21 protein-coding genes are annotated in these 21991 nt (G+C 54.3%); 15 read left to right on the top strand and 6 right to left on the bottom strand.

The window, feature by feature from the left end:
* Positions 1 to 62: 62 nt before the first annotated feature.
* The 8 genes from leuS (at position 63) to ACK4IR_RS03190 (ending at position 9419) form a co-directional block, all read left to right on the top strand.
* Positions 63 to 2630, top strand: a complete 2568-nt coding sequence (gene leuS, locus ACK4IR_RS03225) for a leucine--tRNA ligase (protein WP_409872594.1) — start codon at positions 63 to 65, stop codon at positions 2628 to 2630.
* Positions 2631 to 2658: 28 nt separating this feature from the next.
* The gene (locus ACK4IR_RS03220) at positions 2659 to 2865 is read left to right on the top strand and encodes a DUF2839 domain-containing protein (RefSeq protein WP_409872476.1); all 207 of its coding nucleotides are present in this window, start codon (positions 2659 to 2661) and stop codon (positions 2863 to 2865) included.
* A 7-nt stretch (positions 2866 to 2872) separates the two neighbouring features.
* A complete protein-coding gene (locus tag ACK4IR_RS03215) occupies positions 2873 to 4126 on the top strand; it encodes a D-alanyl-D-alanine carboxypeptidase (protein ID WP_409872474.1) in 1254 nt (417 codons plus the stop codon).
* Positions 4123 to 5754 (top strand): helicase HerA domain-containing protein, encoded by a 1632-nt coding sequence (locus tag ACK4IR_RS03210; RefSeq protein ID WP_409872473.1) that lies wholly within the window; start codon positions 4123 to 4125, stop codon positions 5752 to 5754. The genes ACK4IR_RS03215 and ACK4IR_RS03210 overlap by 4 nt, the downstream gene beginning before the upstream one ends.
* Before the next feature lie 683 nt (positions 5755 to 6437).
* Positions 6438 to 6665, top strand: a complete 228-nt coding sequence (locus ACK4IR_RS03205; protein ID WP_298977160.1) for an indolepyruvate ferredoxin oxidoreductase subunit alpha — start codon at positions 6438 to 6440, stop codon at positions 6663 to 6665.
* Complete coding sequence (gene nagA / locus ACK4IR_RS03200) at positions 6662 to 7846, top strand: N-acetylglucosamine-6-phosphate deacetylase (protein ID WP_409872470.1); 1185 nt, start codon at positions 6662 to 6664, stop codon at positions 7844 to 7846. The genes ACK4IR_RS03205 and nagA overlap by 4 nt, the downstream gene beginning before the upstream one ends.
* 165 nt (positions 7847 to 8011) lie before the next feature.
* Positions 8012 to 8878 carry a tetratricopeptide repeat protein gene (locus tag ACK4IR_RS03195; protein WP_409872592.1) on the top strand — a complete coding sequence of 289 codons (867 nt, stop codon included), beginning with the start codon at positions 8012 to 8014 and terminating at the stop codon, positions 8876 to 8878.
* Position 8879: 1 nt separating this feature from the next.
* Complete coding sequence (locus ACK4IR_RS03190; protein WP_409872469.1) at positions 8880 to 9419, top strand: GNAT family N-acetyltransferase; 540 nt, start codon at positions 8880 to 8882, stop codon at positions 9417 to 9419.
* Here the strand turns inward: ACK4IR_RS03190 and recA are convergent.
* From recA to ACK4IR_RS03170, 4 genes are read right to left on the bottom strand one after another with little or no spacing between them, the layout of a single operon-like run.
* Positions 9386 to 10444, bottom strand: coding sequence for a recombinase RecA (gene recA, locus ACK4IR_RS03185; RefSeq protein ID WP_409872467.1), 1059 nt, complete (start codon positions 10442 to 10444; stop codon positions 9386 to 9388). The two genes, ACK4IR_RS03190 and recA, sit on opposite strands and share 34 nt — an antisense overlap.
* 53 nt (positions 10445 to 10497) lie before the next feature.
* A complete protein-coding gene (locus ACK4IR_RS03180) occupies positions 10498 to 13107 on the bottom strand; it encodes a DNA polymerase III subunit alpha (RefSeq protein ID WP_409872465.1) in 2610 nt (869 codons plus the stop codon).
* 36 nt (positions 13108 to 13143) lie between these two features.
* On the bottom strand, positions 13144 to 13602 hold the full coding sequence (gene psbQ / locus ACK4IR_RS03175; protein ID WP_409872463.1) for a photosystem II protein PsbQ: 459 nt from the start codon (positions 13600 to 13602) through the stop codon (positions 13144 to 13146).
* Positions 13603 to 13641: 39 nt separating this feature from the next.
* Complete coding sequence (locus ACK4IR_RS03170) at positions 13642 to 15417, bottom strand: NFACT family protein (RefSeq protein WP_409872461.1); 1776 nt, start codon at positions 15415 to 15417, stop codon at positions 13642 to 13644.
* 89 nt (positions 15418 to 15506) lie between these two features.
* Between ACK4IR_RS03170 and ACK4IR_RS03165 the strand changes: the two genes are divergently transcribed.
* The 5 genes from ACK4IR_RS03165 (at position 15507) to ACK4IR_RS03145 (ending at position 18414) form a co-directional block, all read left to right on the top strand.
* Positions 15507 to 16043 carry an RDD family protein gene (locus tag ACK4IR_RS03165; protein WP_409872459.1) on the top strand — a complete coding sequence of 179 codons (537 nt, stop codon included), beginning with the start codon at positions 15507 to 15509 and terminating at the stop codon, positions 16041 to 16043.
* 35 nt (positions 16044 to 16078) lie between these two features.
* On the top strand, positions 16079 to 16273 hold the full coding sequence (gene rpmG, locus ACK4IR_RS03160) for a 50S ribosomal protein L33 (protein WP_409872457.1): 195 nt from the start codon (positions 16079 to 16081) through the stop codon (positions 16271 to 16273).
* Positions 16274 to 16286: 13 nt separating this feature from the next.
* The gene (rpsR, locus tag ACK4IR_RS03155) at positions 16287 to 16502 is read left to right on the top strand and encodes a 30S ribosomal protein S18 (protein WP_181494593.1); all 216 of its coding nucleotides are present in this window, start codon (positions 16287 to 16289) and stop codon (positions 16500 to 16502) included.
* A gap of 122 nt (positions 16503 to 16624) precedes the next feature.
* On the top strand, positions 16625 to 17701 hold the full coding sequence (locus ACK4IR_RS03150) for a metal ABC transporter substrate-binding protein (protein WP_409872455.1): 1077 nt from the start codon (positions 16625 to 16627) through the stop codon (positions 17699 to 17701).
* On the top strand, positions 17698 to 18414 hold the full coding sequence (locus ACK4IR_RS03145) for a metal ABC transporter ATP-binding protein (RefSeq protein ID WP_409872453.1): 717 nt from the start codon (positions 17698 to 17700) through the stop codon (positions 18412 to 18414). Before ACK4IR_RS03150 ends, ACK4IR_RS03145 begins: the two co-directional genes overlap by 4 nt.
* Here the strand turns inward: ACK4IR_RS03145 and ACK4IR_RS03140 are convergent.
* Positions 18411 to 18860: an NUDIX hydrolase gene (locus tag ACK4IR_RS03140; RefSeq protein ID WP_409872452.1), complete on the bottom strand. Its 450-nt coding sequence runs from the start codon at positions 18858 to 18860 to the stop codon at positions 18411 to 18413. The genes ACK4IR_RS03145 and ACK4IR_RS03140 overlap by 4 nt on opposite strands.
* Before the next feature lie 349 nt (positions 18861 to 19209).
* Between ACK4IR_RS03140 and ACK4IR_RS03135 the strand changes: the two genes are divergently transcribed.
* Both ACK4IR_RS03135 and ACK4IR_RS03130 read left to right on the top strand, forming a co-directional pair.
* On the top strand, positions 19210 to 19530 hold the full coding sequence (locus tag ACK4IR_RS03135; protein WP_149818796.1) for a DUF1815 family protein: 321 nt from the start codon (positions 19210 to 19212) through the stop codon (positions 19528 to 19530).
* An 86-nt stretch (positions 19531 to 19616) separates the two neighbouring features.
* A complete protein-coding gene (locus ACK4IR_RS03130) occupies positions 19617 to 20492 on the top strand; it encodes an alpha/beta fold hydrolase (RefSeq protein WP_409872450.1) in 876 nt (291 codons plus the stop codon).
* Between the two features lie 56 nt (positions 20493 to 20548).
* On the opposite strand, the gene ACK4IR_RS03125 is transcribed toward ACK4IR_RS03130, so the two are convergent.
* Complete coding sequence (locus tag ACK4IR_RS03125; RefSeq protein WP_409872449.1) at positions 20549 to 21787, bottom strand: DUF4912 domain-containing protein; 1239 nt, start codon at positions 21785 to 21787, stop codon at positions 20549 to 20551.
* Positions 21788 to 21991: the final 204 nt, after the last annotated feature.

Below are 21991 nucleotides of genomic sequence, written 5' to 3'. Positions count from 1 at the left end.
GAGGCTAGGTGCCAGATACAATCCAGATACAATAGATAAGCCGTTCTTTCGGGAAAACTGTGGTGGACGATCGCTACGACCCCCAAGTAATTGAGGCCAAGTGGCAACGGGAATGGGCTGCCCGCCAGCTGGATCGCACCGACACCGATCCGAACAAGCCCAAGTTCTATGCCCTCTCCATGTTTCCCTACCCCTCCGGAAATCTGCACATGGGGCATGTTCGCAACTACACCATTACCGATGTCATTGCCCGCTGTCGGCGAATGCAGGGCTATCGCGTTCTCCACCCCATGGGCTGGGATGCCTTTGGCCTACCGGCGGAAAATGCCGCCATTGAACGGGGGATTCATCCTCGGATTTGGACGCAACAGAACATTGCCCAGATGCGCCAAGAGCTGCAACGGCTTGGCCTTTCCTACGACTGGGAGCGGGAGGTGACCACCTGTAACCCCGACTATTACCGCTGGACGCAGTGGCTTTTTTTGGAATTCTTTGAGGCGGGCTTGGCCTACCAGAAGGAAGCCGCCGTGAACTGGGATCCCGTGGATCAGACGGTTTTGGCCAATGAACAGGTGGATAGCGAAGGGCGATCGTGGCGATCGGGCGCCTTGGTGGAACGGCGACTGCTCAAGCAATGGTTCCTGAAAATTACCGCCTACGCCGAGGAATTGTTGAACGACTTAGAGCAGCTCACGGGGTGGCCGGAGCGGGTGAAGTTGATGCAGGCCAACTGGATCGGCAAGTCCACAGGTGCCTATTTGGAATTCCCAATTGTGGGCAGCGACGAGAAAATTGCCGTTTTCACCACCCGTCCCGATACCGTCTATGGGGTGACCTATGTGGTGCTGGCGCCCGAACATCCCCTCACCCTCAAGGTGACCACCCCTCGCCGCCGCAAAACCGTCGAAGCCTTTATTGCCAGTGTGCAACAGGAAAGTGAGCTGGAACGCACGGCGGGCGATCGCCCCAAGCGCGGGGTGGCCACCGGCGGCAAAGCCCTGAATCCCTTTACCGGCGAAGCAATCCCCATCTGGCTTGCCGATTATGTCCTCTACGAGTACGGCACCGGTGCCGTGATGGGCGTCCCTGCCCACGACGAGCGGGATTTTCAGTTCGCCAAAGCCCACAAGCTCCCCATTCGCCAAGTCATCCTCCCCCCTGAAGGGAGCGCCCCTTCTCGCCTGAAAGCGGCCTACACAGACGCGGGGAAATTGATTAACAGTGGCCCTTTTGACGGCATGGACTCCACCGCAGCTAAAGCGGCAATTACCGAATATGCGACCCGCCAAGGTTGGGGACGGGAGCAAGTGCAATATCGGCTGCGCGATTGGCTCATTTCCCGCCAGCGCTACTGGGGTGTTCCTATTCCCATCATTCACTGTCCCCACTGCGGGGCGGTACCCGTACCCCGCTCGGAGTTACCGGTGCTGCTGCCGGAAGAGGTGGAGTTCACCGGTCGCGGGCCTTCGCCGTTGGCCAAACTGGAGGCGTGGCGCAAGGTTCCCTGTCCGCGGTGCGGCGCCCCTGCCGAGCGCGAAACGGATACCATGGACACCTTTATTGACTCCTCTTGGTACTACTTCCGCTATGCCGATGCTCACAACAGGGAAGCCCCCTTTGACCCTGTGGCCGTTCAGGACTGGTTACCGGTAGATCAATACGTGGGCGGGATTGAGCACGCCATTTTGCACTTGCTTTACTCGCGCTTTTTCACCAAAGTCTTGCGCGATCGCGGCCTGGTTCAGGTGAGTGAACCCTTCCAACGGCTGCTGACGCAGGGCATGGTCCAGGGGCGCACCTACAAAAACCCCCGCACCGGTAAGTATGTGATTCCCTCGCAAATTGCCGACCTCAGCCGGCCCACCGACCCCGAAACCGGTGAACCCCTAGAGGTGGTCTATGAAAAAATGTCAAAATCCAAGTACAACGGCGTTGCCCCCGGTGACGTTATTCAAAAGTACGGTGCCGATACCGCCCGCATGTTTATCCTCTTCAAAGCACCGCCCGAAAAAGACCTAGAATGGGATGATGCCGATGTTGAAGGCCAATTCCGCTTCCTCAATCGCGTCTGGCGCTTGGTGCAAACCTTCAAAGCCAACGGCGGTCAACTGGGTCAACCCCTGCCCCCTACCCTCAGCAAAGCAGAAAAAGACCTGCGCCGTGCCATTCACACCGCCATCAAAGAAATCAGCGACGATCTGGCAGCGGACTATCAACTGAACACCGCCGTTGCCGAATTGATGAAACTCACCAATGCCCTTAGCAATGCCGACTGCTATACCTCTGGGGTTTATAGTGAGGGCATGCAAACGCTGCTGACCCTACTGGCTCCCTTTGCTCCCCACCTCAGCGAAGAACTGTGGCATCAACTGGGGGGAACGGACTCCATCCACCGCCAACCTTGGCCCCAAGTTGATCCTGCTGCATTGGTTGCCGAGGAAACAACGGTGGTGATTCAGGTGATGGGAAAAACCCGTGGCACGATTCAAGTCCCTGCGGGGGCTAGCCAAGCCGAACTGGAGGAAGCGGCCAAACAGTCGGACATTGGCCAACGCTATCTGGCAGGCAAAACCATCAAAAAAGTGATTGTGGTGCCGGGTAAGTTGGTGAACTTTGTCCTCGAACCCTAAATTGAGGAATAGGTTTGGAGGGTTAATCATGGGTGAGGCAAAACGGCGCAAGGAAGCCCTTGGGGAGGCTTACGGCCAAGAAAAGGGAAGCTGGCTCAAGAAAGAGCAACTGCTGTGGATTCAGAAGTGGGTAACGCGGGGCACATGGGTGGGCATTGGCCTATTGGTGGTGATTTGGGTCATCGTTCGCTTTATCGGCCCAAGTTTGGGATGGTGGCAATTGGCGGCAAATTAGGAGGGAAATGCTAGAGCTTTTGGCAGCGCTGACATGGTATTGGGGACGACCCCGCCTTGAGGCACTGCGGTTATTACTTTTTCCGCCGGATGTTGGATTGCAGCGGTATCAAGAGCGCTATCTGCAGGCTCTGGCCCAACAAGGTTTCCCCCCTCGCCAACAGGGGATCTGGGTTCAAAGTGCTCGGCAGTTGCTGGTCAATCACCAGGGCGATCGCCCCCTTTCTGCGGCCTCGGTCACCAAAGTTGCCACCAGCCTTGCTGTTCTTGAAAAATACCCCTTTGACTATCAATTTCTCACCCGCATCGGTACCACAGGCACAGTGGCAAACGGCGTCCTAAGGGGGGACTTGGTCTTGATCGGCGGCAATGATCCCCTCTTTGTCTGGGAGGAGGCGATCGCCCTTGGCAATGCCCTCAATCGCCTAGGAATCCACCAAGTGCAGGGGAATCTAGTCATCGTCCCCCCTTTTATGATGAACTTTTATTCTGAACTCCAGACTGCCGCAGAGCTATTCAAACTGGCCTTGGATCACCGCCGCTGGACACCCGAAATTCAAGCGGCCTACAAGCAGCACCTAAACGGACAACCCCGCCCCCAAGTGAGTATTACAGGGGGAACCCGCTTCTCAGGGACAATCCCTGCCGGTGTCACGCTTCGCCTAGAGCATCGCTCCCTGCCCTTGGGAGAAATTGTGCGGCAAATGAATATCTACAGCAACAATGAGATTGCGGCAACCCTAGCGAAGATGGCAGGCGGGGCTGCAACCGTGGCGCAAGTCGCCGCCCGTAAGGCCAATGTCCCTCCCGGTGAGATCCAACTTGTCAACGGCTCCGGCTTGGGGGAGGAAAATCGGATATCGCCGCGGGCAGCGTGTGGTATGCTTTTTGCGCTTCAGGCAATGCTGGCCCGACAAAACCGTAGCTTGGCGGATGTGCTCCCCATGGCCGGGCGCGATCGCGGCACACTGGAGACCCGTCAACTACCGGCGGCAACCTTGGTGAAAACCGGATCCCTTTGGAATGTCAGCGCCCTCGTGGGGGTCTTGCCCACGGCAAAATACGGCACCGTCTGTTTTGCCCTCCTTAACGGCGGTGACAACCTAGAGGGCTTTCGGCGGGCACAGGATCGCTATGTGCAGCACCTGAGTCAAACCCTCCAGCCCCCTCCCCACCTTGGTGCTGAATTCCACAGCCAGACCCTGGCTCCTCGGCTTGGAGATCCCCGGCGAATTCAGGTGGTAAGGTTCAATAGACCATGACAACCCAACAGCTGGGAATAGTCGTCCAAGGCTCTCTGACGCAAGGCCTTGAAGTGCGCCTGAGCGGCAATGTTTCCGTTGAGGAACTGCGGGTGGGTCAGTTTTTGGTCATTCAGGGCCGGCGATCGCGCTTCTTTTGTCTGCTGACGGATGTGGTGCTTGGCACGGCAAATCCCCGCATTCTCCTCAACCCCCCTGCCCTTGAGGACACGTTTTTACAGGAGGTGCTAGCAGGTACAGGAACCTTTGCAACCCTAAGCGTGGCACCCATGTTGATGATTCTCAATGAGGGGCAGGATCTCCTGCCGGTGAAAACCATCCCCGCCCATTTCAGCCCCGTCTATGAAGCGAGTGAGCGGGACTTTCGGGCTGTATTCGGCTGGGAAGATGACCCGCAGCGGCGCAACTTTGCCATCGGTACTCCCTTGGATATGGCGGTGCCCATTTGCTTGGATTTGGATCGCTTTGTGGAGCGCAGCAACGGTGTCTTCGGCAAATCGGGCACGGGGAAATCCTTTTTGACGCGGTTATTACTGGCGGGCATCATTCAAAAACAGGCGGCGGTGAACCTGATTTTTGACATGCACTCGGAATACGGCTGGGAGGCCACCCGTGAAGGGCCACAGGTCACCACCGTTAAGGGATTGCGGCAGCTGTTTCCCCGGCAGGTGAAAATTTACACCCTTGATCCTGAATCCACCCGCCGACGGGGAGTGCGCGACGCGCAGGAACTGTACATTGGCTTGGATCAAATTGAGGTCGAGGATTTGGCGCTAGTGCAAGCTGAACTCAACCTTTCAGAGGCCAGTCTTGAAAATGCAATGATTTTGCGCAATGAGTTTGGCAAAGACTGGATTAGTCGCCTCTTGGTGATGACAAATCAAGAAATTCAAGAGTTTTGCGAAACCAAGATGGGCAGCAAAGCCTCGATCATGGCGCTGCAACGGAAACTCACCCGCCTAGAACAACTGAAGTACCTGCGCAACACCTGTAGCAAGAACTACATTGGCCAGATTTTGGGCAACCTTGCGGCGGGTCAACATGTGGTGATTGAGTTTGGCTCTCAGGCCAATATGCTCTCCTATATGCTGGCAACGAATATCATTGCCCGCCGCATCCACCAAGCCTATGTGCAGCAGTCGGAGGTGTTTTTGCAAACCAAAAATCCCAGCGATCGCCCCCGTCAACTGGTGATTACCATCGAGGAAGCCCATCGCTTTTTGGATCCGGCCACGGTGAAGCAGACCATCTTTGGCACGATCGCTCGCGAAATGCGCAAGTACTTTGTCACCCTTTTGGTGGTGGATCAGCGACCGTCGGGCATTGATAGCGAGATCATGTCCCAAATCGGCACCCGCATCACGGCGCTCCTCAACGATGAAAAGGACATCGAGGCCATTTTCACCGGCGTGGCGGGGTCGCAGCAGTTGCGATCGGTGTTGGCCAAGCTGGATTCTAAACAACAGGCGCTGGTGCTGGGTCATGCGGTGCCGATGCCGGTGGTGATCCAAACCCGCCGCTATGATGAAACCTTCTATGCCGAGGTCGGCGATCGCGATTGGCAGGAAGTGCCTACCCCAATGCTATTGGAGGCGGCGCAAGCGGCGAAGTCAGATTTAGGAATCTAGCTTAGAGTCTGAGGATTGACAGTAACCTTTTCCCAAGGTTGACTGTTTAGACGGTACAGTACGATCTTGCAAGCAGCCTAGGAAGTTTCCATAGCGCTCCATCTATCTAGCAAGTCGCAAAATAACCACAGACCTCTAGGCTGAGTTAAAACAAAACCCATTCTTGATGACTTGACCCTGACTGCATCTCGGGTAAAAGGTTACCCTCTTCAGGACGGTTAGAATGCTCTAACGTTATAAAACGGTTATAAACTTATAACTCTCTGTTTTTAGAGGCTGGCAGTGCTCACATCCAGTTGCCAAAAGGCTTAAGACCAGCCTAACGCAGGATGTCTAATACCAAAACTGTTGTTACTTTTCAGGATTCCGTCTCGTGCCGAATTTTCTCTGCCGACGGATCTATTCAGGTGGGCAAACACCTGATTCTTGCGTTGGATCCCTCGGAGTTGCTCTGGGAGCGGCTTTGAGTATTTTTAGTCACTTCGTAGAAAATAATTTGACCCCTCTTGGAAGGGATCCCTCGGAACAGGGGGTCGCAATCTGCTCAGGGAGAGGCTATATGCTTCCCTTCGGGGAAGCTGATTAAATGGAAAGCACGATCTGGCAGCAGAACCTCTAAACAGACATTACTTGCTTCCCTTCGGGGAAGCTGATTAAATGGAAAAATCAGTGAGGAGAATACTGTGGCGCATACCATTGTCACGAATGTCTGCGAAGGGGTTGCCGATTGCGTTGAGGCTTGTCCTGTGGCTTGTATTCATCCGGGGCCGGGCAAAAATACCAAGGGCACCGATTGGTACTGGATTGATTTTGCCACCTGTATTGACTGCGGTATTTGCCTGCAAGTGTGTCCTGTAGAGGGGGCGATTGTCCCCGAAGAACGTCCTGATCTGCAAGCAACGCCGGCATGAGGGCAATGCAGTGGTTGGATCGCGTTCGGCTTGTCGGGAGCGATCGCCCGCAACAAGTTCAACTGACAAATGGCAAAGTGACGGCGATCGGCACCGACCTGATTCCTGCCGATGGCGCTGAGGTGCTGGACTTCAAGGGCGATTATCTCTCCTTGGGGGGGGTGGATTTACAGATTAACGGCGCTTTGGGCATTCCCTTTCCTTGGTTAAAGACGGCAGAGCCACTGCAAAAAATTAGCCGCTATCTTTGGCAGCAGGGGATTGATGCCTACGCTCCCACCCTTGTCACCGCTCCCTTAGGGGAAATTCACACTGCTCTGAGAGCAATCCACGAGTACACGCCCAATAAGGAAGAACCGGAAGCCGAGATTGTAGGGGTGCATTTGGAGGGACCGTTTCTCAATCCCCAAAAGTGCGGTGCCCATCCCCCAGCTCATCTTCAGCCTTTAACCTTAGAAAGGGTGAAAGCGGCTCTAGGGGAGTTCAGGAACTCGGTCAAGATTCTCACCCTTGCTCCCGAATTAGACCCCAAGGGGGACGTGCTCCCCTCTCTGCGGCAGTGGGGAATTACTGTCAGTGTAGGTCACTCCATGGCCACGCTGGAGGAAGCGCAGGCGGCCTTTGCTGCCGGTGCCACCATGGTTACCCATGCTTTTAATGCCATGCCGCCGCTGCATCACCGTGAGCCGGGGTTGTTGGCCGCCGCCTTGACGGATGGGCGGGTCTGGTGCGGCGTCATTGGCGATGGGGTTCATGTTCATCCCCAGATGCTGAAGCTGCTGTGGCAGTGTGCCGGCGATCGCCTGTTTTTGGTCAGTGATGCCTTGGCTCCCCTTGGTTTAGGGGATGGCATCTACCCTTGGGATCAACGGCATATTGAAGTGAAAAACGGTACTGCTCGCCTTGAGGATGGTACCCTCTGTGGCACAACCGTTCCCCTCTTGGCCATGGTCGGGCGCCTTGTGGATTGGGGGGTATGTGATTTTGAGGCGGCACTTGCCCTAGCAACGCTAAACCCCCGTCGGGCAATGGGCTTGACAACAGAGCTAGTTGGACAGCCGCTGAGCCATCTACTGCGCTGGCGATCGCCCCACCACTACGAGCGATTGATCAATGATCTACCTGCCACCTTGCTCGACCACGATTGCAAGAATCATCAAGAGGATATTGGCAATGTTTAATCAAGCAAAGACTAACCTATCTTTTCTCTAAATTTTCTCTAAAGGCAATCATCTCCCTTCAGCTTTGGGCAAGAGCTGCCCTCAGTCGCCGCAAACCTCGGCAGGCTATGGCAAACTAAAGAGGAATTCACTTCGCTTGCAACACGGAAACTGATCGTGCCTAACATGCTTGCCCGTTTAACCCTGAGTCTGGGTCTCGTTCTCCTAAGCGGCAGTCTGGCAACAGCACAAGTGGTGTTACCGCGCACCCTTGAACTCAATGCCAAAGAAATGGAGCAAAATGGCTTTATTGTGGCGCAAGAAGCCTTGCAACTGGCACAGTTTCAGCAATTTCAAGAAGCTTTAGCGCGGGCAAAACTGGCCGTGCAGTTGGCTCCTCAAGCCCACGAAATTTGGGCATTGCTGGGGGGACTCTACCTTACCGTCAATCAACCCAAGGATGCGGTTCCTGCCCTAGAGCAGTCTTTGAAACTGAATGACAAAAATCCTGGTGCCTATTTCAACTTAGGCTCTGCCCAGTTTCGCTTAGGACATTATGGAGCATCAGTGCGAGCGATCGAGCAGGGATTGGCACTGAAACCCGATGCCCCCGAGGAATGGTTCAACCTTGGCAATGCCTATCTCAAATTGGGGCAAAAGGATCGGGCGATCGAGCAATACTGCCGTTCATTGCGCTTAGATCGACAGTTTTGGCCAGCCTATACCAACATCGGCCTCGTGCTCTACGAACAGGGCAATATCCGCCAAGCCGCCAAGAACTGGGAGCAAGCGGCAGACATTGACCCCAAGGCAAGTGAACCGAAACTAGCTCTAGCAACGGCTCTGCTGCAACTGGGGAATGAAGCAAGAGCACTACAACTGGCGGAGGAAGCTCTACGCCTCGATAGCCGCTATGGTACGGTGGAGTTTCAGCGGGAAAACCTCTGGGGCGATCGCCTCGTGGCAGATACCCAAACCCTCTTGGCCAAGCCCCCCCTGCGAGCACTGATGAGCCAACTCCAACCTGAGCAATCTGCCCTCCCTCAGCCCTAGGATGATTGAGATTCGTGCGGCAGAGATCACTGACCTGCCAAGTGTGGCTCAACTCGTGGCGCTGAGTTTTCACCCCGGCGGTGGCTGGCAAGCCCTTTGGCGCAGTTTTGTCCGCTGGGGAATTGAGCAGGACTTGCGCGATCGCTGGCAGCAAGAGCGTCCCCACTACTGTTGCTGGTTAGCTGTCATGCCCATGGAACCCTCTTCTTTATGTGTGGGGAGTGTTGAAGTGCAGCTCCGTGAGATCAAAGGTCAGCCGCAACCCTATCTCTCCAATTTAGCTGTGCATCCAGACTACCGGCGTCGCGGCATTGGCCGGCAGCTATTACACACTGTGGAGGCCAGCCTTTTCCCCACCTACTCTCATCTTTATCTTCACGTCCTCACCCAAAATCAAGCGGCGCAGCGGTTATATGCCCGTTGTGGCTTTGAAGTGGTTGAGGAAGACTTCACCTTTTGGGGAGAGCGTAAATTGCTCCTAGGGAAGTCCCTCACAGGCGATCGCCCCTATTCTCCTTCAGCGATTTCATCGTGGGTATGAGTCACTGTATTGGCAGAGACAGCTGCCCCTTGGTCTAGCTTTTGCCGCACCTGCTGCTCCACCTGCTGCGCAAAGGCGGGATTCTCCTCCATGTACTTAATGGTGTTGTCGCGCCCTTGGGCAAGATTTTCGCCGTTGTAGGAATACCAAGCCCCCTTGCGGGTAATGACACCCGTTTCCTCGGCCATATCGAGAATGCAACCGAGATTGGAAATGCCCTTGCCAAAGATAATGTCAAACTCAGCAATACGAAAGGGCGGCGCCACCTTGTTTTTAGCCACCTTGACTTTGGCGCGAATCCCGAATTCCTCGGTTCCTTTCTTCAGGGTTTGCACCCGCCGAATATCCAGCCGCACCGAGGCATAGAACTTCAGCGCCGTCCCCCCCGTTGTCGTTTCCGGATTGCCGTAGGTGACGCCAATTTTTTGCCGCAATTGGTTGAGGAAAATCACCGTGCAGCCGGTTTTAGCAATATTGCCGGTAATTTTGCGCAGGGCTTGGCTCATCAGGCGGGCTTGCAGACCTACATGGCTATCCCCCATGTCCCCCTCAATTTCGGCACGGGGCACCAATGCGGCAACGGAGTCCACCACCACAATATCCACCGCCGTAGAGCGCACCAGTTGATCAACGATTTCTAAACCCGCTTCCCCGGTGTCTGGCTGGGCAACCAACAGGTTTTCAATGTCCACGCCGAGGGCAGCCGCATAGGTGGGATCAAGGGCATGTTCGGCATCCACAAAGGCCGCTACTCCACCCGCTTTCTGGACTTCGGCTACCGCATGGAGTGCCAAGGTGGTTTTCCCTGAGCTTTCAGGACCATAAATTTCAATGATCCGTCCCTTTGGCAGGCCACCCCCCAAAGCAAGGTCAAGGGTGAGTGCCCCACTCGAAATGGTCTCCACCTTCATACGGGTGGCATCTCCAAGGCGCATGATGCTGCCTTTACCAAAAGTCCGCTCAATTTGGGAGACGGCAAGCTCAAGAGCTTTACGCTTTTCGGGGGAAAGGGTGACGTCACTCATACGAAAGTTAAAGAAGTTGGCACTTTTCTAGGTTAGCGGATTCGCGAAATTGATCACTGAAAAGAAAAACTTTCAAGGAGCGCTTGCGGACGATGGGGGGCGATCGCAAATTGCCATAGTTCCAGTCCTTCCTGAAAAATTTGCTCAATGGGGAGCATTTGGCCACTGGTGGTCATAAAGCGGTGATCGGGTGTTGCACAAATCGTTGAGCCATCCTCCAGTTGATACTCATACACGGGACGGAAGCCCTGAAAGTGCCACTGGGCAATGGGCTGGGTGTAAAGATGTCCATGGGGATCAAGGCTATAGACGTGACAGGCCAACTGTTCCTGCACCAAGCGCCGAATGGGCACCGCGCCGTATTCCACCGTCATCACCGCCGTCTCGCCACTGAGACAGTATTCGGCAAAATCCAGCATCTGCTTAAAGAGTTCTTGTGCCACGGCACCGGGCACCCCATTTTTAGCGGCTCCTTCAATGAAGAGGGCTTCATGTTTTTCCATCTCCTCTTTTTTCTTTTTGCCCATGGCGCGGCGCAACAGATCCGCTTGACCAAGGGAATAGCCCGCCAAGTCCTGCGCCATCCGCATGATCTGCTCCTGATAACACAGCACGCCGTAAGTTTCGCTTAAGATCGGTTTCAAAAGCTCATGGGGATATTCAATGGGTTCCCGCCCATGCTTGCGGTTAATGAATTTGGGAATCAGACCCGCATCCAGAGGTCCCGGTCGATAGAGCGCCAGCACTGAGGAAATGTCTTCCAAATTTGAGGGCTTGAGTTCGCGGACAATTTGCCGCATCCCCGAGGATTCCAATTGGAAGATGCCCTCCAGTTTGCCTTCGGCCAAAATTTGGTACGTCTTGGCATCGTCGAGGGGCAATGCATCCAGATCAAGGGTTTTGCCGTGGTTTTTCTGGATCAGTTCCCGCGCTTTTTGGATCATTGTCAGGTTCTTTAGACCCAAAAAGTCCATCTTCAAAAGGCCAAGGGACTCGAGATCTTCCATGAAATACTGGGTGATCACCGCGCCATCGTTATTGCGTTGTAGCGGCACCAGCCGATCCAAGGGTTCTGGGGAAATGACAACGCCGGCCGCATGGACGCCATAGGTCTTGTTGGTGCCCTCAATGCGCATCGCCATATCAATCCAACGCCGTACGACCGGATCGCTCTCGTACTGTTCCTTGAATTCCGGTGAGGGTGTGTCATCGGAGATCATCACGGCCAGTTTGACCGGTTTGCCCCTTACGACCGGAATCAGCTTCGCCATTTGATCTGCTTGGCTATAGGGAATATCCAGTACCCGCGCCACATCCTTGAGCACTGCCTTTGAGGTCATGCGGTTGAAGGTGATGATCTGGGCAACGCGATCGCTACCGTATTTTTGGGTCACATACTGGATCACTTCCTCACGGCGGTCAATGCAGAAGTCCGTATCAATATCGGGCATGGACTTGCGCTCAGGGTTCAAAAACCGCTCAAACAGCAGGCCGTGGTGCACCGGATCAATGTTGGTAATGCGCAGGGCATAGGCCACCAAGGAACCCGCTGCTGATCCTCGCCCCGGCCCGACGGGAATGTTGTGATCGCGGGCGTATTTGATGTAGTCCCACACCACCAAGAAATAGTTCGAGAACCCCATCTGTTGTAAGACTTTTAATTCATATTCCAGTCGCTGGCGGTAAGCTGGATCTAACTGCTGGCGATCGCTGAGGTGAAATCGCTCCAGTAGCCCCTGCCACGCCACCTGCTCTAAGTAGGTATCCGCCGTATGGCCAGCAGGCACGGGAAACGCTGGACTCTGGGGTTCACGAAAGATGTTATAGGGTTCAATTTTGTCGGCCACTTCAAGGGTATTGGCCAAGGCCTCTTGAATCACCTCATCGGGTAAGTGATCTCGAAAGAGTCGCGCCATTTCAGCGGCGGATTTCAGGTACTCTGTACCGCTATAGCGCATCCGCTTGTCATCGGTGAGCAGCTTGTTGGTCTGGATACAGAGCAGAGCGTCGTGGGCTTCAACGTCATTACAGGAAATAAAGTGGGAGTCATTGGTGGCAATAACCTTGATCCCCAACTCGCGGCCAATGCGCACCAGCTCAACATTGACCACCCGATCCTCTTGACTGCCGTGGTCTTGAATCTCAAGGTAAAAATCCTTCCCAAAGGTCTCTTGGTACCAAGCAGCAACACTGCGTGCCAAATCTGGCTTGCCCTGCAAAATGGCTTGGGGAATCTCCCCACCAAGACAAGCACTGGTCACAATTAGCCCTTCGCGGTATTGCGCCAACAGTTCTTTGTTGATGCAGGGGCGGGCAAAAATCCCCTTCCCTTGAAAACCCTGAAGGTGAGAGATGGTGGTGAGCTTGCAGAGGTTGTGATAGCCCTGTTTGTTTTTGGCCAACACCACTTGGTGAAAGCGGGGTTTGCGCTCCTGCTTGGTAATATCCCCGTTAATCACATACATCTCATTGCCGATGATGGGCTTGATGGGCTTGCCACGACACAGCTTTAACAGTTCAACGGCACCGTACATCACCCCGTGATCCGTAAGAGCGATCGCGGGCATCCCCAATTCCATTGCCCGTGCCACTAGGTCGGGAAGTTGGCTTGCACCATCCAAGAGACTGTAATCACTGTGAATATGCAGACCGACGAAGGACATGGGCAATGGCTATCAACCTAGAAGAAACGCAGGGGACTAGGACAACTCAGGCAAGCTATTGAGATAGGCCTTGAAGTCCGCCTCAGCATCGCGGAAGCCCTCTTGAGCCACGGTGACGCTATTGAGATCCGCCCCCTGATCAATTTTCAGGAAGTCATCGGTAAGAGCACGGGTCAAAGCCATGGGGGTGGGCTGATCCTTGGCCAAGAGATTGCGGTTGAGGGCACGCATATCCATTAACATTTCACCCAAGGGACCACGCATAATGTTGCGGGCTTCTTGCCAATCACCTTTGGCTACACTGACCTCTAAATCAGCAAAGCGTTCGGCATTTTTCTCAATGTCACTCAGGTAGTCTTGAATGCGAGTAATTTGCAGCTCACTATAGGTGGGCGGGGGTGTGGTTGTGGCACTGGGGCCGCCACAGCCAACTAGAATAAGGGCAACAACGCTTAATAGAATTGAAATTAGAGACTTTCGATTTAGGCGCAGCATAGAACCTCAGCAGTCAATGGTGTCGTAAAAAACACGGTTCTATTCTGCCACGATCCCGTCGCGATCGCCCCCGCTGCAGCGAAGCTGTTCCCCTCTTTGGAACACATCTGACAGGCAGTCACTGACACTGAGGGGGTGCCCCCACACCACTGTTGCCTGATCGTAGATCACCATCCCCGGATTGGCGCCCTTCGGTTTTTGCACATACTTGCGGCGGGTATAGACCACGGGCACTTGGGCACTGGCACGGGCTTGACTGTGGTAGGCTGCCAAATCGGCCACGTATTGGATATCTTTGTCGCTGGGAACTTCCCCTGCCTCAAGGCGAAGAATCACATGACTGCCGGGAATCTCTTGGGTATGAAACCACCAGTCGTAGGGACTGGCGACGCGAAAGGTGAGGTCGTCATTCTGACGGTTGTTGCGCCCCACAAGAACCGTAAAGCCACTCGGTGTCGTATAGCGTAAGTAGGAACTAGGAGTGGTGGGGGGGCGATAGTAATCGGGCGCTGTCAAGTACCCCTGTTCAATCAGTTCAGCACGAATCTCCTCAAGGACATCCAAAGATGTGGCCGTAGCGAGGGTAGCCGCCACCTGATCCAGATAGGCCAATTCACTTTCGGCAGCTTTGAGGAGAGGGGTAATGTGCTGCTGGGCGCGTTTAAGTTTTTGCTGCTGCTTATACAACTCTTGAGCCGTTTGGATGGCGCTTTTTTCTCGCGATAGGGGAATCGTGAGAGGTTCTTGGGTGGTAAAGTCCGTCACAATCAGTTCAGTCATGCCAGGTTGCCATAGGTGGGCATGAGCCATGAGTAAATCTGCTAGATAGCGCTGGCGATCGCCGGTGGCCGCTGCGGCCAATCGTTCTCGAAAGCCTTCAATTTTGGCAATGAGTTTTTGCCGCTGTGTCTGGAGGCTCTGGTGCAACTGTTGCTGAAGGTGCTGGGTTTGCTGTTGCCGCAGTTGGTCTTGATAGTAGGTGGCAAGGATCTCGTGGATGCTGACACTTGAGGAGTTCTGCGTTCTAAGGGGGGGGATGACGCGATAGCCCGTTGGCGTGAATTGGGGAACGAAACGCTCGCGCTCCAAACAATCAAGCCAGTGTTGCCAATGGTCAAACAGTCGCCGCCACGCTTCAGGACTGAGATCTGCGGTGTGAATCTCTAGAGGTAAACCAGCATCTGCCAGAAGTTGCTGTACTAAAGCTGGACTGAGTCCCCGATAGGCCTTGAGGAGTTGCTGCTCCAGGATGCCGGGGATCACACTCACCTGCTGTTGCCACTGCTCAAAGGGAATCTCTAGACGCGGCAGTGCTGCCGTCAGAGGCGGGGGAGGCACATAGGGTTGACCGGTGAGAATGGGGCGCAAGCGCGACTGTTGGGGGTTCACTTGGTGGGCAGCGGTTACAATCTCGCCCTCCCCATTGACCAGAATGACATTGCTGTATTTGCCCATGATCTCGGCATAGAGACGCCACTGCGTTGCCTCCTGCGGCCGCGGGGCAAATTCCAAGACCACGACCCGCTCCCAAGGGTTGACTAACCCCACGCGCACAAGGGCAAGGCGATTGAGTTGGGCATGGAGCTGCTGACTAAAGGTAAATGTGTCCGGTTGGCGGGGGGGCGGTGGTTCAAAGGCAAGGCGTGCCGCTTGGGGATGCCAACTCAGGGTCAGCCAGCCCTGTTTTTTCAGTGTGCGGAGGGCAAGAGCAATCGTGTGGCGATCGCGCTGATACACGGTTTCTAACCGTGCCGGTAGCCAATGTTGGAGATCGGCACAAACAGCACGTAAGGTAGTCAAATCAACGGGTTGCACCGTCCAAACTCCAGAGAATCTTTGCGGGAATTGGCAGCAAGCTATACTAGTCTAGCCACTCTCTGGCCTTTTGCCACCGAGTTTGCGTCATGGCACTTTCCCGTCAATACCCACCCCCCTTACCGCTGGCCCAGCCTTGGCGACGGGCGATCGCCACCACCATTGACTTTATCCTGATCTGGCTGACAAGTGTTGTCGGTATCACGCCGGGAGCCGCCATTCAGTGGGGGCAGCTGTTTGTTTTTGCCTTGGTGTGGTGGTTATTACGGGTGGCAATAGTCAACCGCAATAAGGGGCAAAGCCCCGGCCATTGGCTGATGAATGTGCGTCTTTTAGATCAGCGGCAGCGGACACCGGATCTGCTTTCCCTCAGCAAGCGAGAACTGGTGATTGGGCTTGGGGCATTATTGACATTGGCGGGCTGGGAGTCCCAGGGCCTTAGTCTGGCGTTGATCATTTTGGCACTTCCCCTAGCGGTTGACTGTAGCTTAGCTTGGATTGATGAAGAGCACCGCACACTCCACGATCGCCTTGGCGGCACAAAGGTTTATCGCTGTCGGCGGGGCTTTGCCCTTGATCGCAAGCTTATTGAATTGGTAAGCAAAATCCGCAAAGATCTGCCATAATAGGAGATCGGCTCACTGGATCAATAGGCAAGACCATGGCTAAAGCAAAAGGCGCCAGAATTATTATTACCCTAGAGTGTACAGAGTGTCGCACCAATCCGGCTCAGCGATCGCCCGGTGTCTCTCGCTACACCACCACTAAGAATCGTCGCACCACCACAGGGCGGTTGGAACTCAAGAAGTATTGCCGCTACTGCAACAAGCATACCGTTCATAAAGAAATCAAGTAACTCGAGGAGAGCTATGGCGTTTTATCGGCGACGGGTTTCCCCAATTCCCCCGAATCAACCCATTGATTATAAAGATGTGGATTTACTCCGCCGCTTTATTACGGAGCGGGGCAAAATTCTACCGCGGCGGGTGACGGGTCTAACCGCAAAGCAACAGCGGCAGCTTGCAGTGGCCATTAAGCGGGCACGGATTATGGCACTTTTGCCCTTCTTGAATCTCGAAGGCTAGCTAGCGGCGATCGCCACTTTGGTTTGTGAGGGGGGAGCGCGAGGCTTACCCCTCTATTTTTTGCTTGCCCTCCCTTGCGGGGTGTGCCAATATGAGAATGGTTATCATTCATTTGTTTGCCTATGACCATTCGCGCTACTCTGAAGCCTTGGGGAGTTTTGGTCATTCTCGGTGTATTTCTAGGAAGCTGTGCCCCCCAAGCCGAACGCCCACAGGAGCAACAGACGGCACAAGAGACAACGCAAACGGAACCCAAGCTGACGATTGTTACGACTTTCTTGCCTATCACCGCTTTTACGAAAGCAGTTGCGGGCGATCGCGCCAAGGTGGAGCAACTGTTGCCGCCCAATGTGGAGGTGCATGACTTTCAAGCGCGGCCTGAGGATGTGCAACGGCTCAGTACAGCTCAGGTTTTGGTGAAAAACGGCTTAGAAATGGAAAGCTTTTTAGAGAAACTCCTTCAGAATGCCGCCAATGCCAACCTAAAAGTGATTGATACCAGTGTGGGTATTGCCACAATTGCCACCGACCCAAAGGGTGAGGAGCACGCCCATAGCCACAACCACGATCACGGCCATGAAGCCCATGATCACGGTGAGGTGAATCCCCACATTTGGCTGGATCCCAAACGTGCCATGCAACAGGTAAAAAATATTCGCGATGGTCTCATTGCTGTGGATCCTGAGGGTGCAAAGATTTACGAGGAAAATAGTGCTGCCTTTATCGAGAAATTACAGGCTCTCGATACACTGGCACGGGAAAAACTTACCCCCTTTGCTGGTAAAACCTTTGTGGTCTATCACGATGTGGCTCCCTACTTTGCTGCAAGCTACAACTTGAGGACGACTTACCTCGTGGGCATCCCCTCAGTCAATCCTGCGCCAGCCGATGTGCAGCGGGTGATGCAAGCAGTGCAACAAAGTGAGTTGAAAACGCTCCTGACTGAACCGGGGCAAGAGCAGGTCTTTGAGAGCCTAGCTAAGGATTTGGGGGTGAAGGTCAGTGTCTTTGATCCCCTAGAACGCGCTCCCTCGGCAGCGAATCTCACCCCTGCCTACTTCCTACAACGGATGGAGCAAAACATTCGTAATCTCGCCGAGGCTTTTGGCGCTCAACGGCAAGCCTACCGTCGTCCTGATTCAATTGCCGTGGTGGGGCCATGGCTGCGGCTGAACACACCTTTAGGGGCAGCCCTGTGAGTGAATATCTCCTCCAAGTGGAGAATCTCTCGATACGGCGGGGCGATCGCTGGGTTGTCGAAGGGGTCTCCTTCACTCTATTGCCCCACATGAACATGGCGATTATCGGACCCAATGGTGCTGGCAAAAGTAGCCTGATCCAAGCCATTCTGGGGATTATCCCCTACCAGCAGGGACGGGTCACCCTCTTGGGACACGGCATGACCTATCGCCGTCCCTTGCCCTATGTGCGCCAACAGGTGGCCTATTTGCCCCAAAACTTTCACTGTGATCCGCGGATTCCCCTCACCGTGGCGGAATTTGTCGGTTTGGGCTGGGGGCAACCTAGGTGGCAGTGGCCGTGGCAGCACCGAAAGCAGCGCGATCGCGCCATCTTTGCCAGTCTTCAACGTCTGCACCTAGAGCATCTGGCCGCCCAACCCATGAGTTCCCTTTCAGGTGGTGAAACAAAGCGTGCCCTCCTCGCCTACTGCTTGGTGCAACCCCGTCGCCTCTTGATTTTAGATGAGGCACCCGCAGGGCTAGATCTCCATAGCGAACAACAGTTCTATGACCTACTGGAGACCCTTAAGGCAAGTGAAGGCTGGGCGATTTTACAAATTTCCCATCACTTGGAACGGGTAAGGGCAACCTGTGATCAGGTGCTGTATCTGGATCGCTCTGTTCAAGGGCTAGGCACACCCGAACGGGTGCTACAACAGTTTGCCGCTTAAAGCCCTGCGGCCATCCGAGATTGCGCAAAGAAATCCAGCAGGATTCGCCGGTGGATGTTTCCCAAGGGGCGCTTTTCCTGGAGGGACTGAGCATAGTGAACCCCGGCTACCACAGAAGCATAGGGTACCAAGTCCATGCCCTGCCCTTCATTGAGTACCAAGTCTTGTAGGTCACACGTCAAAGCGCCTGTGAAAATATAGCGATGCACCTGGGGATCGCCGTACTCGCCGAAAAAGGTGAGATGGGGTGGGCAGTAGCCAAGTTCCTCATAGACTTCCCGTCGCACGCCGTCTAGCGGTGCTTCTTTGGGTTCAAGGTGACCGCCAAACAGTCCCCAGTGGCCGGGATACAAGATATTGGGATTGTCATCGCGTAGTTGCATAAGAACGCGATCGCCCTGGTAAAGAATGGCGAGGGCAACGGGAACAATCGTATTTACTGGCATTGTCTTGCAAAATGTGTCCTTAGGGGCTAGGGTACCCTAGAAACATGAATCTTAAAGTAAAATGAAAAACATAGCCCTTAAGGAATATGGCAAACTGCCCTTGCGACGACAATCAACATCAACACGGCAATCAACAGTGAATTAGAGGTAAAGGTAGGCTTTTAGAACGTGTTGCCGTTTCATCCAAGCAAAACCAACGCGCCGCGTCCCTATAGCAAATTTTACATTCTTACATCTTTTTCATAAGATTTTACAAATTGGTACATGGCGGCACATTCTTAAGATTGTCTTAAGATTTTTCTTGGGGGATGCGCGATTAGTTTATTCATTTTTTGGAGTTAATTGTCCTATGTTTTACCGCTTAGCTGAACAACACCGCCAGTTTATTCGCGACTTGGTACTCAATCTCCAAGCCCTTGCGATCGCCCTCGAAAATCGAGGCTACATGGCCTCCTGCTACACCTGTGGCGGTGAACTCAACAGTGCCTCCTTCATGGTCAGCCTAGCCGACAACCACCTGATTCGCTTCTTGGTCTCCGACTATGGGATCACTTGGACTGAAATGCGCGATGACCGCGAACTGATGAAACTAGAAGGGGCGGAGGCCATCAACCAACTGCAAGAACTGGCTAATCTGCTTAAGGAAGTCCGTATCCCTACTGCGGTTTAACCCTATCGGGACTACCCTCGCATCTTTCGTCAGTGCTAGCTTAAAAGTAGAATTGGACTCTCCTTCTACTTTGATCCCCACCCTCAATGACCGAAGTGTCCCTTAGTTGGCAACACCAGTACCTCAGCGTTAACCAAGTGCGTCTGCACTATGTCACCCAAGGCAGCGGTGATCTGGTAATTTTGTTGCATGGCTTTCCAGAGTTTTGGTATTCTTGGCGATTTCAAATTCCTGTACTGGCTCGTCATTTCAAGGTTGTCGTGCCAGATCTGCGGGGCTACAACGACTCCGAGAAGCCGGCTCACGGCTATGATCTCGATACCCTCAGCCAAGATGTAACGGCGCTGATCCAAGAACTGGGCTATGAGCGAGCACACATCGTCGGCCATGATTGTGGTGGCCTGATTGCTTGGCACGTAGCAGCACGCTTTCCTCAGATAGTGCAGCATTTAGCGGTCTTGAATACTCCGCACCCCTACCGTATAGGACTGGAACTCTGGCAGCAGTTGGAGCATTTTTGGCGCAATTGGCCGCTGCTGGCCTGTCACATCCCCGGCTTGGCGGAATACTGGCTAGGGCATAATCTGCAGAGTTTTTTGCAGGATCTCTTTCATCGCTACTCTATCCGCAAGGCTGCCTTTTCAGCCGAAACCGTACAACTCTATCAAGCGGCTCTCGAAAAAGCGGGGGCGATCGCCGCAGTTCTCAAAAGTTATCGCCATCTTTTTTCACCCCAACAGTGGTGGCACCTGCTGCAACAGCACACGGAAGCCATTACTAGCCCCACCCTGATCCTTTGGGGCGCCGATGATCCCCTCGCCCAACCCAGCCTTGCCAACGGTATCGAAGCATGGATTCATGCACCGTGGCGGCTGAAATATCTGCCCGACTGTGGTCACTGGGCACAACAGGAAGTCCCCGGTTTAGTAAATCGCGAACTCCTTGCCTTTTTGCGCGCCTAAAAAATCCCCCTACCCGTCGGCAGAGGGAAGGATTTGCTATAGGCTAAACAACTGCCCTAAGCCAGCCACTCCAGCACCGCTTCTTCCTTGGTATTGGTGCGGCGTTCGGGAGTTTCACGGGTGAACTTCATGTGAATGGCACGATTTTGCTCACCATCTGCCGCCACTGCCAAGATCGGGAAGTCAATGAGGCCATCTTGGAAGGACATCTGGAAGCGGAAGGTGCCATCAGGATTCAGTTTGATGGGGCGCCCACCAATCGTGACGGTGGCATCCGGCTCCGTAGCGCCATAGACAATGAGTTCAGCATCCGCCACCAGCCAGAACTTGCGGGGACGAATGGGAGCTGCCGAAGCTGAGAAGCCAACCCCCGACATGGTCAGACCCGAAACCGTTGGCACAGCCCACAGCCCAACCCCAGAGGGGAAGACATAGGAACTGATGGCCATTGCCGGCAACTGGGAGATGGAGCCGGGGACTTGGTGCATGGAGCCAAACAGGGAACCTGCCACCCGCTGCGCTGCTGCCCCTTCGGCCATGGCAAAAATGCCTTCGTAAATGGGATTGGGTTCGGCGCTGCCGGCCAAAGGTGCTCCCAGATCAAAGAGAGTTTTGCCCCGTAGATCCATGTCCCAATCCACTGTAATAAATTGATCCCAGACCCAATCGGAGGGGTAGGTGGGAGGAATATGCACGGGGGCAGAGCGGGCTAGAACCAACCAGCGGCCATCGGCACAGCGGTAACCAATTTCCACCACATAGTCGCGATCGCTCACCGGAATCGGCAGATACCACTCCCGCGCCAACTCATCACAGGGGTACTCTTGGACACTGTGGGGCATTTGGCTGTCGAGGTTGATATTGGTGGCATCGTAGAGCCGCAGGGCCAATTGCTGACCCCCTTGCCGCCGCAGTTCTTCGCGGTGCTCGTTGGGCACATCCCAATAGGCGTAGGCCCACTGGGGATCGCGGGGCATGAGGACAATGCGGCTTTCACCATAGCCACCGGGCAAATCCCCAAGGCCTTCATCCACTGAGGCCAAGAGCACATCATCTTGAGCAGAACCGAGATCAAATTTTGCTGCTTCCACTTTTTCTTGCGACTCCAGACTAGAGGGGACAGGTTGTACAGAAATGGTGGTAGTGGATCCGTTGGCTTGCGCCTGTTTTTCACGGATGGCAGCGAGGAGTTGATCTTTGCGCATACGGCTATAGCGGGACACTTGCAGTTCACTGGCGACGCGCCGCAACTGCCGCAATGTCATTTCTTCTAAGGGGGGGCGATCTTTCGGCATGGGTGCCTCCTTATCGTGGGTTGATAGACAGGGCTATCCTTTGTCCTTGATCTTTGGCAAAAAAGTTTTGGGGCGTCAAGGGAATTCGGGCATACTCCTAGGAATTTATACGCAGTTTGTTCCTTTGTGGGGATCAAATGTCACAGATTCATAACATTTATCAAGCATGGGGATCAAGATAGCGGTTTGTAATTGCTATCCACG

Origin of the sequence: Thermosynechococcus sp., assembly GCF_046299635.1 — a bacterium.
Taxonomy (GTDB): domain Bacteria; phylum Cyanobacteriota; class Cyanobacteriia; order Thermosynechococcales; family Thermosynechococcaceae; genus Thermosynechococcus.
This window is presented reverse-complemented; position numbering and strand designations above follow the sequence as displayed.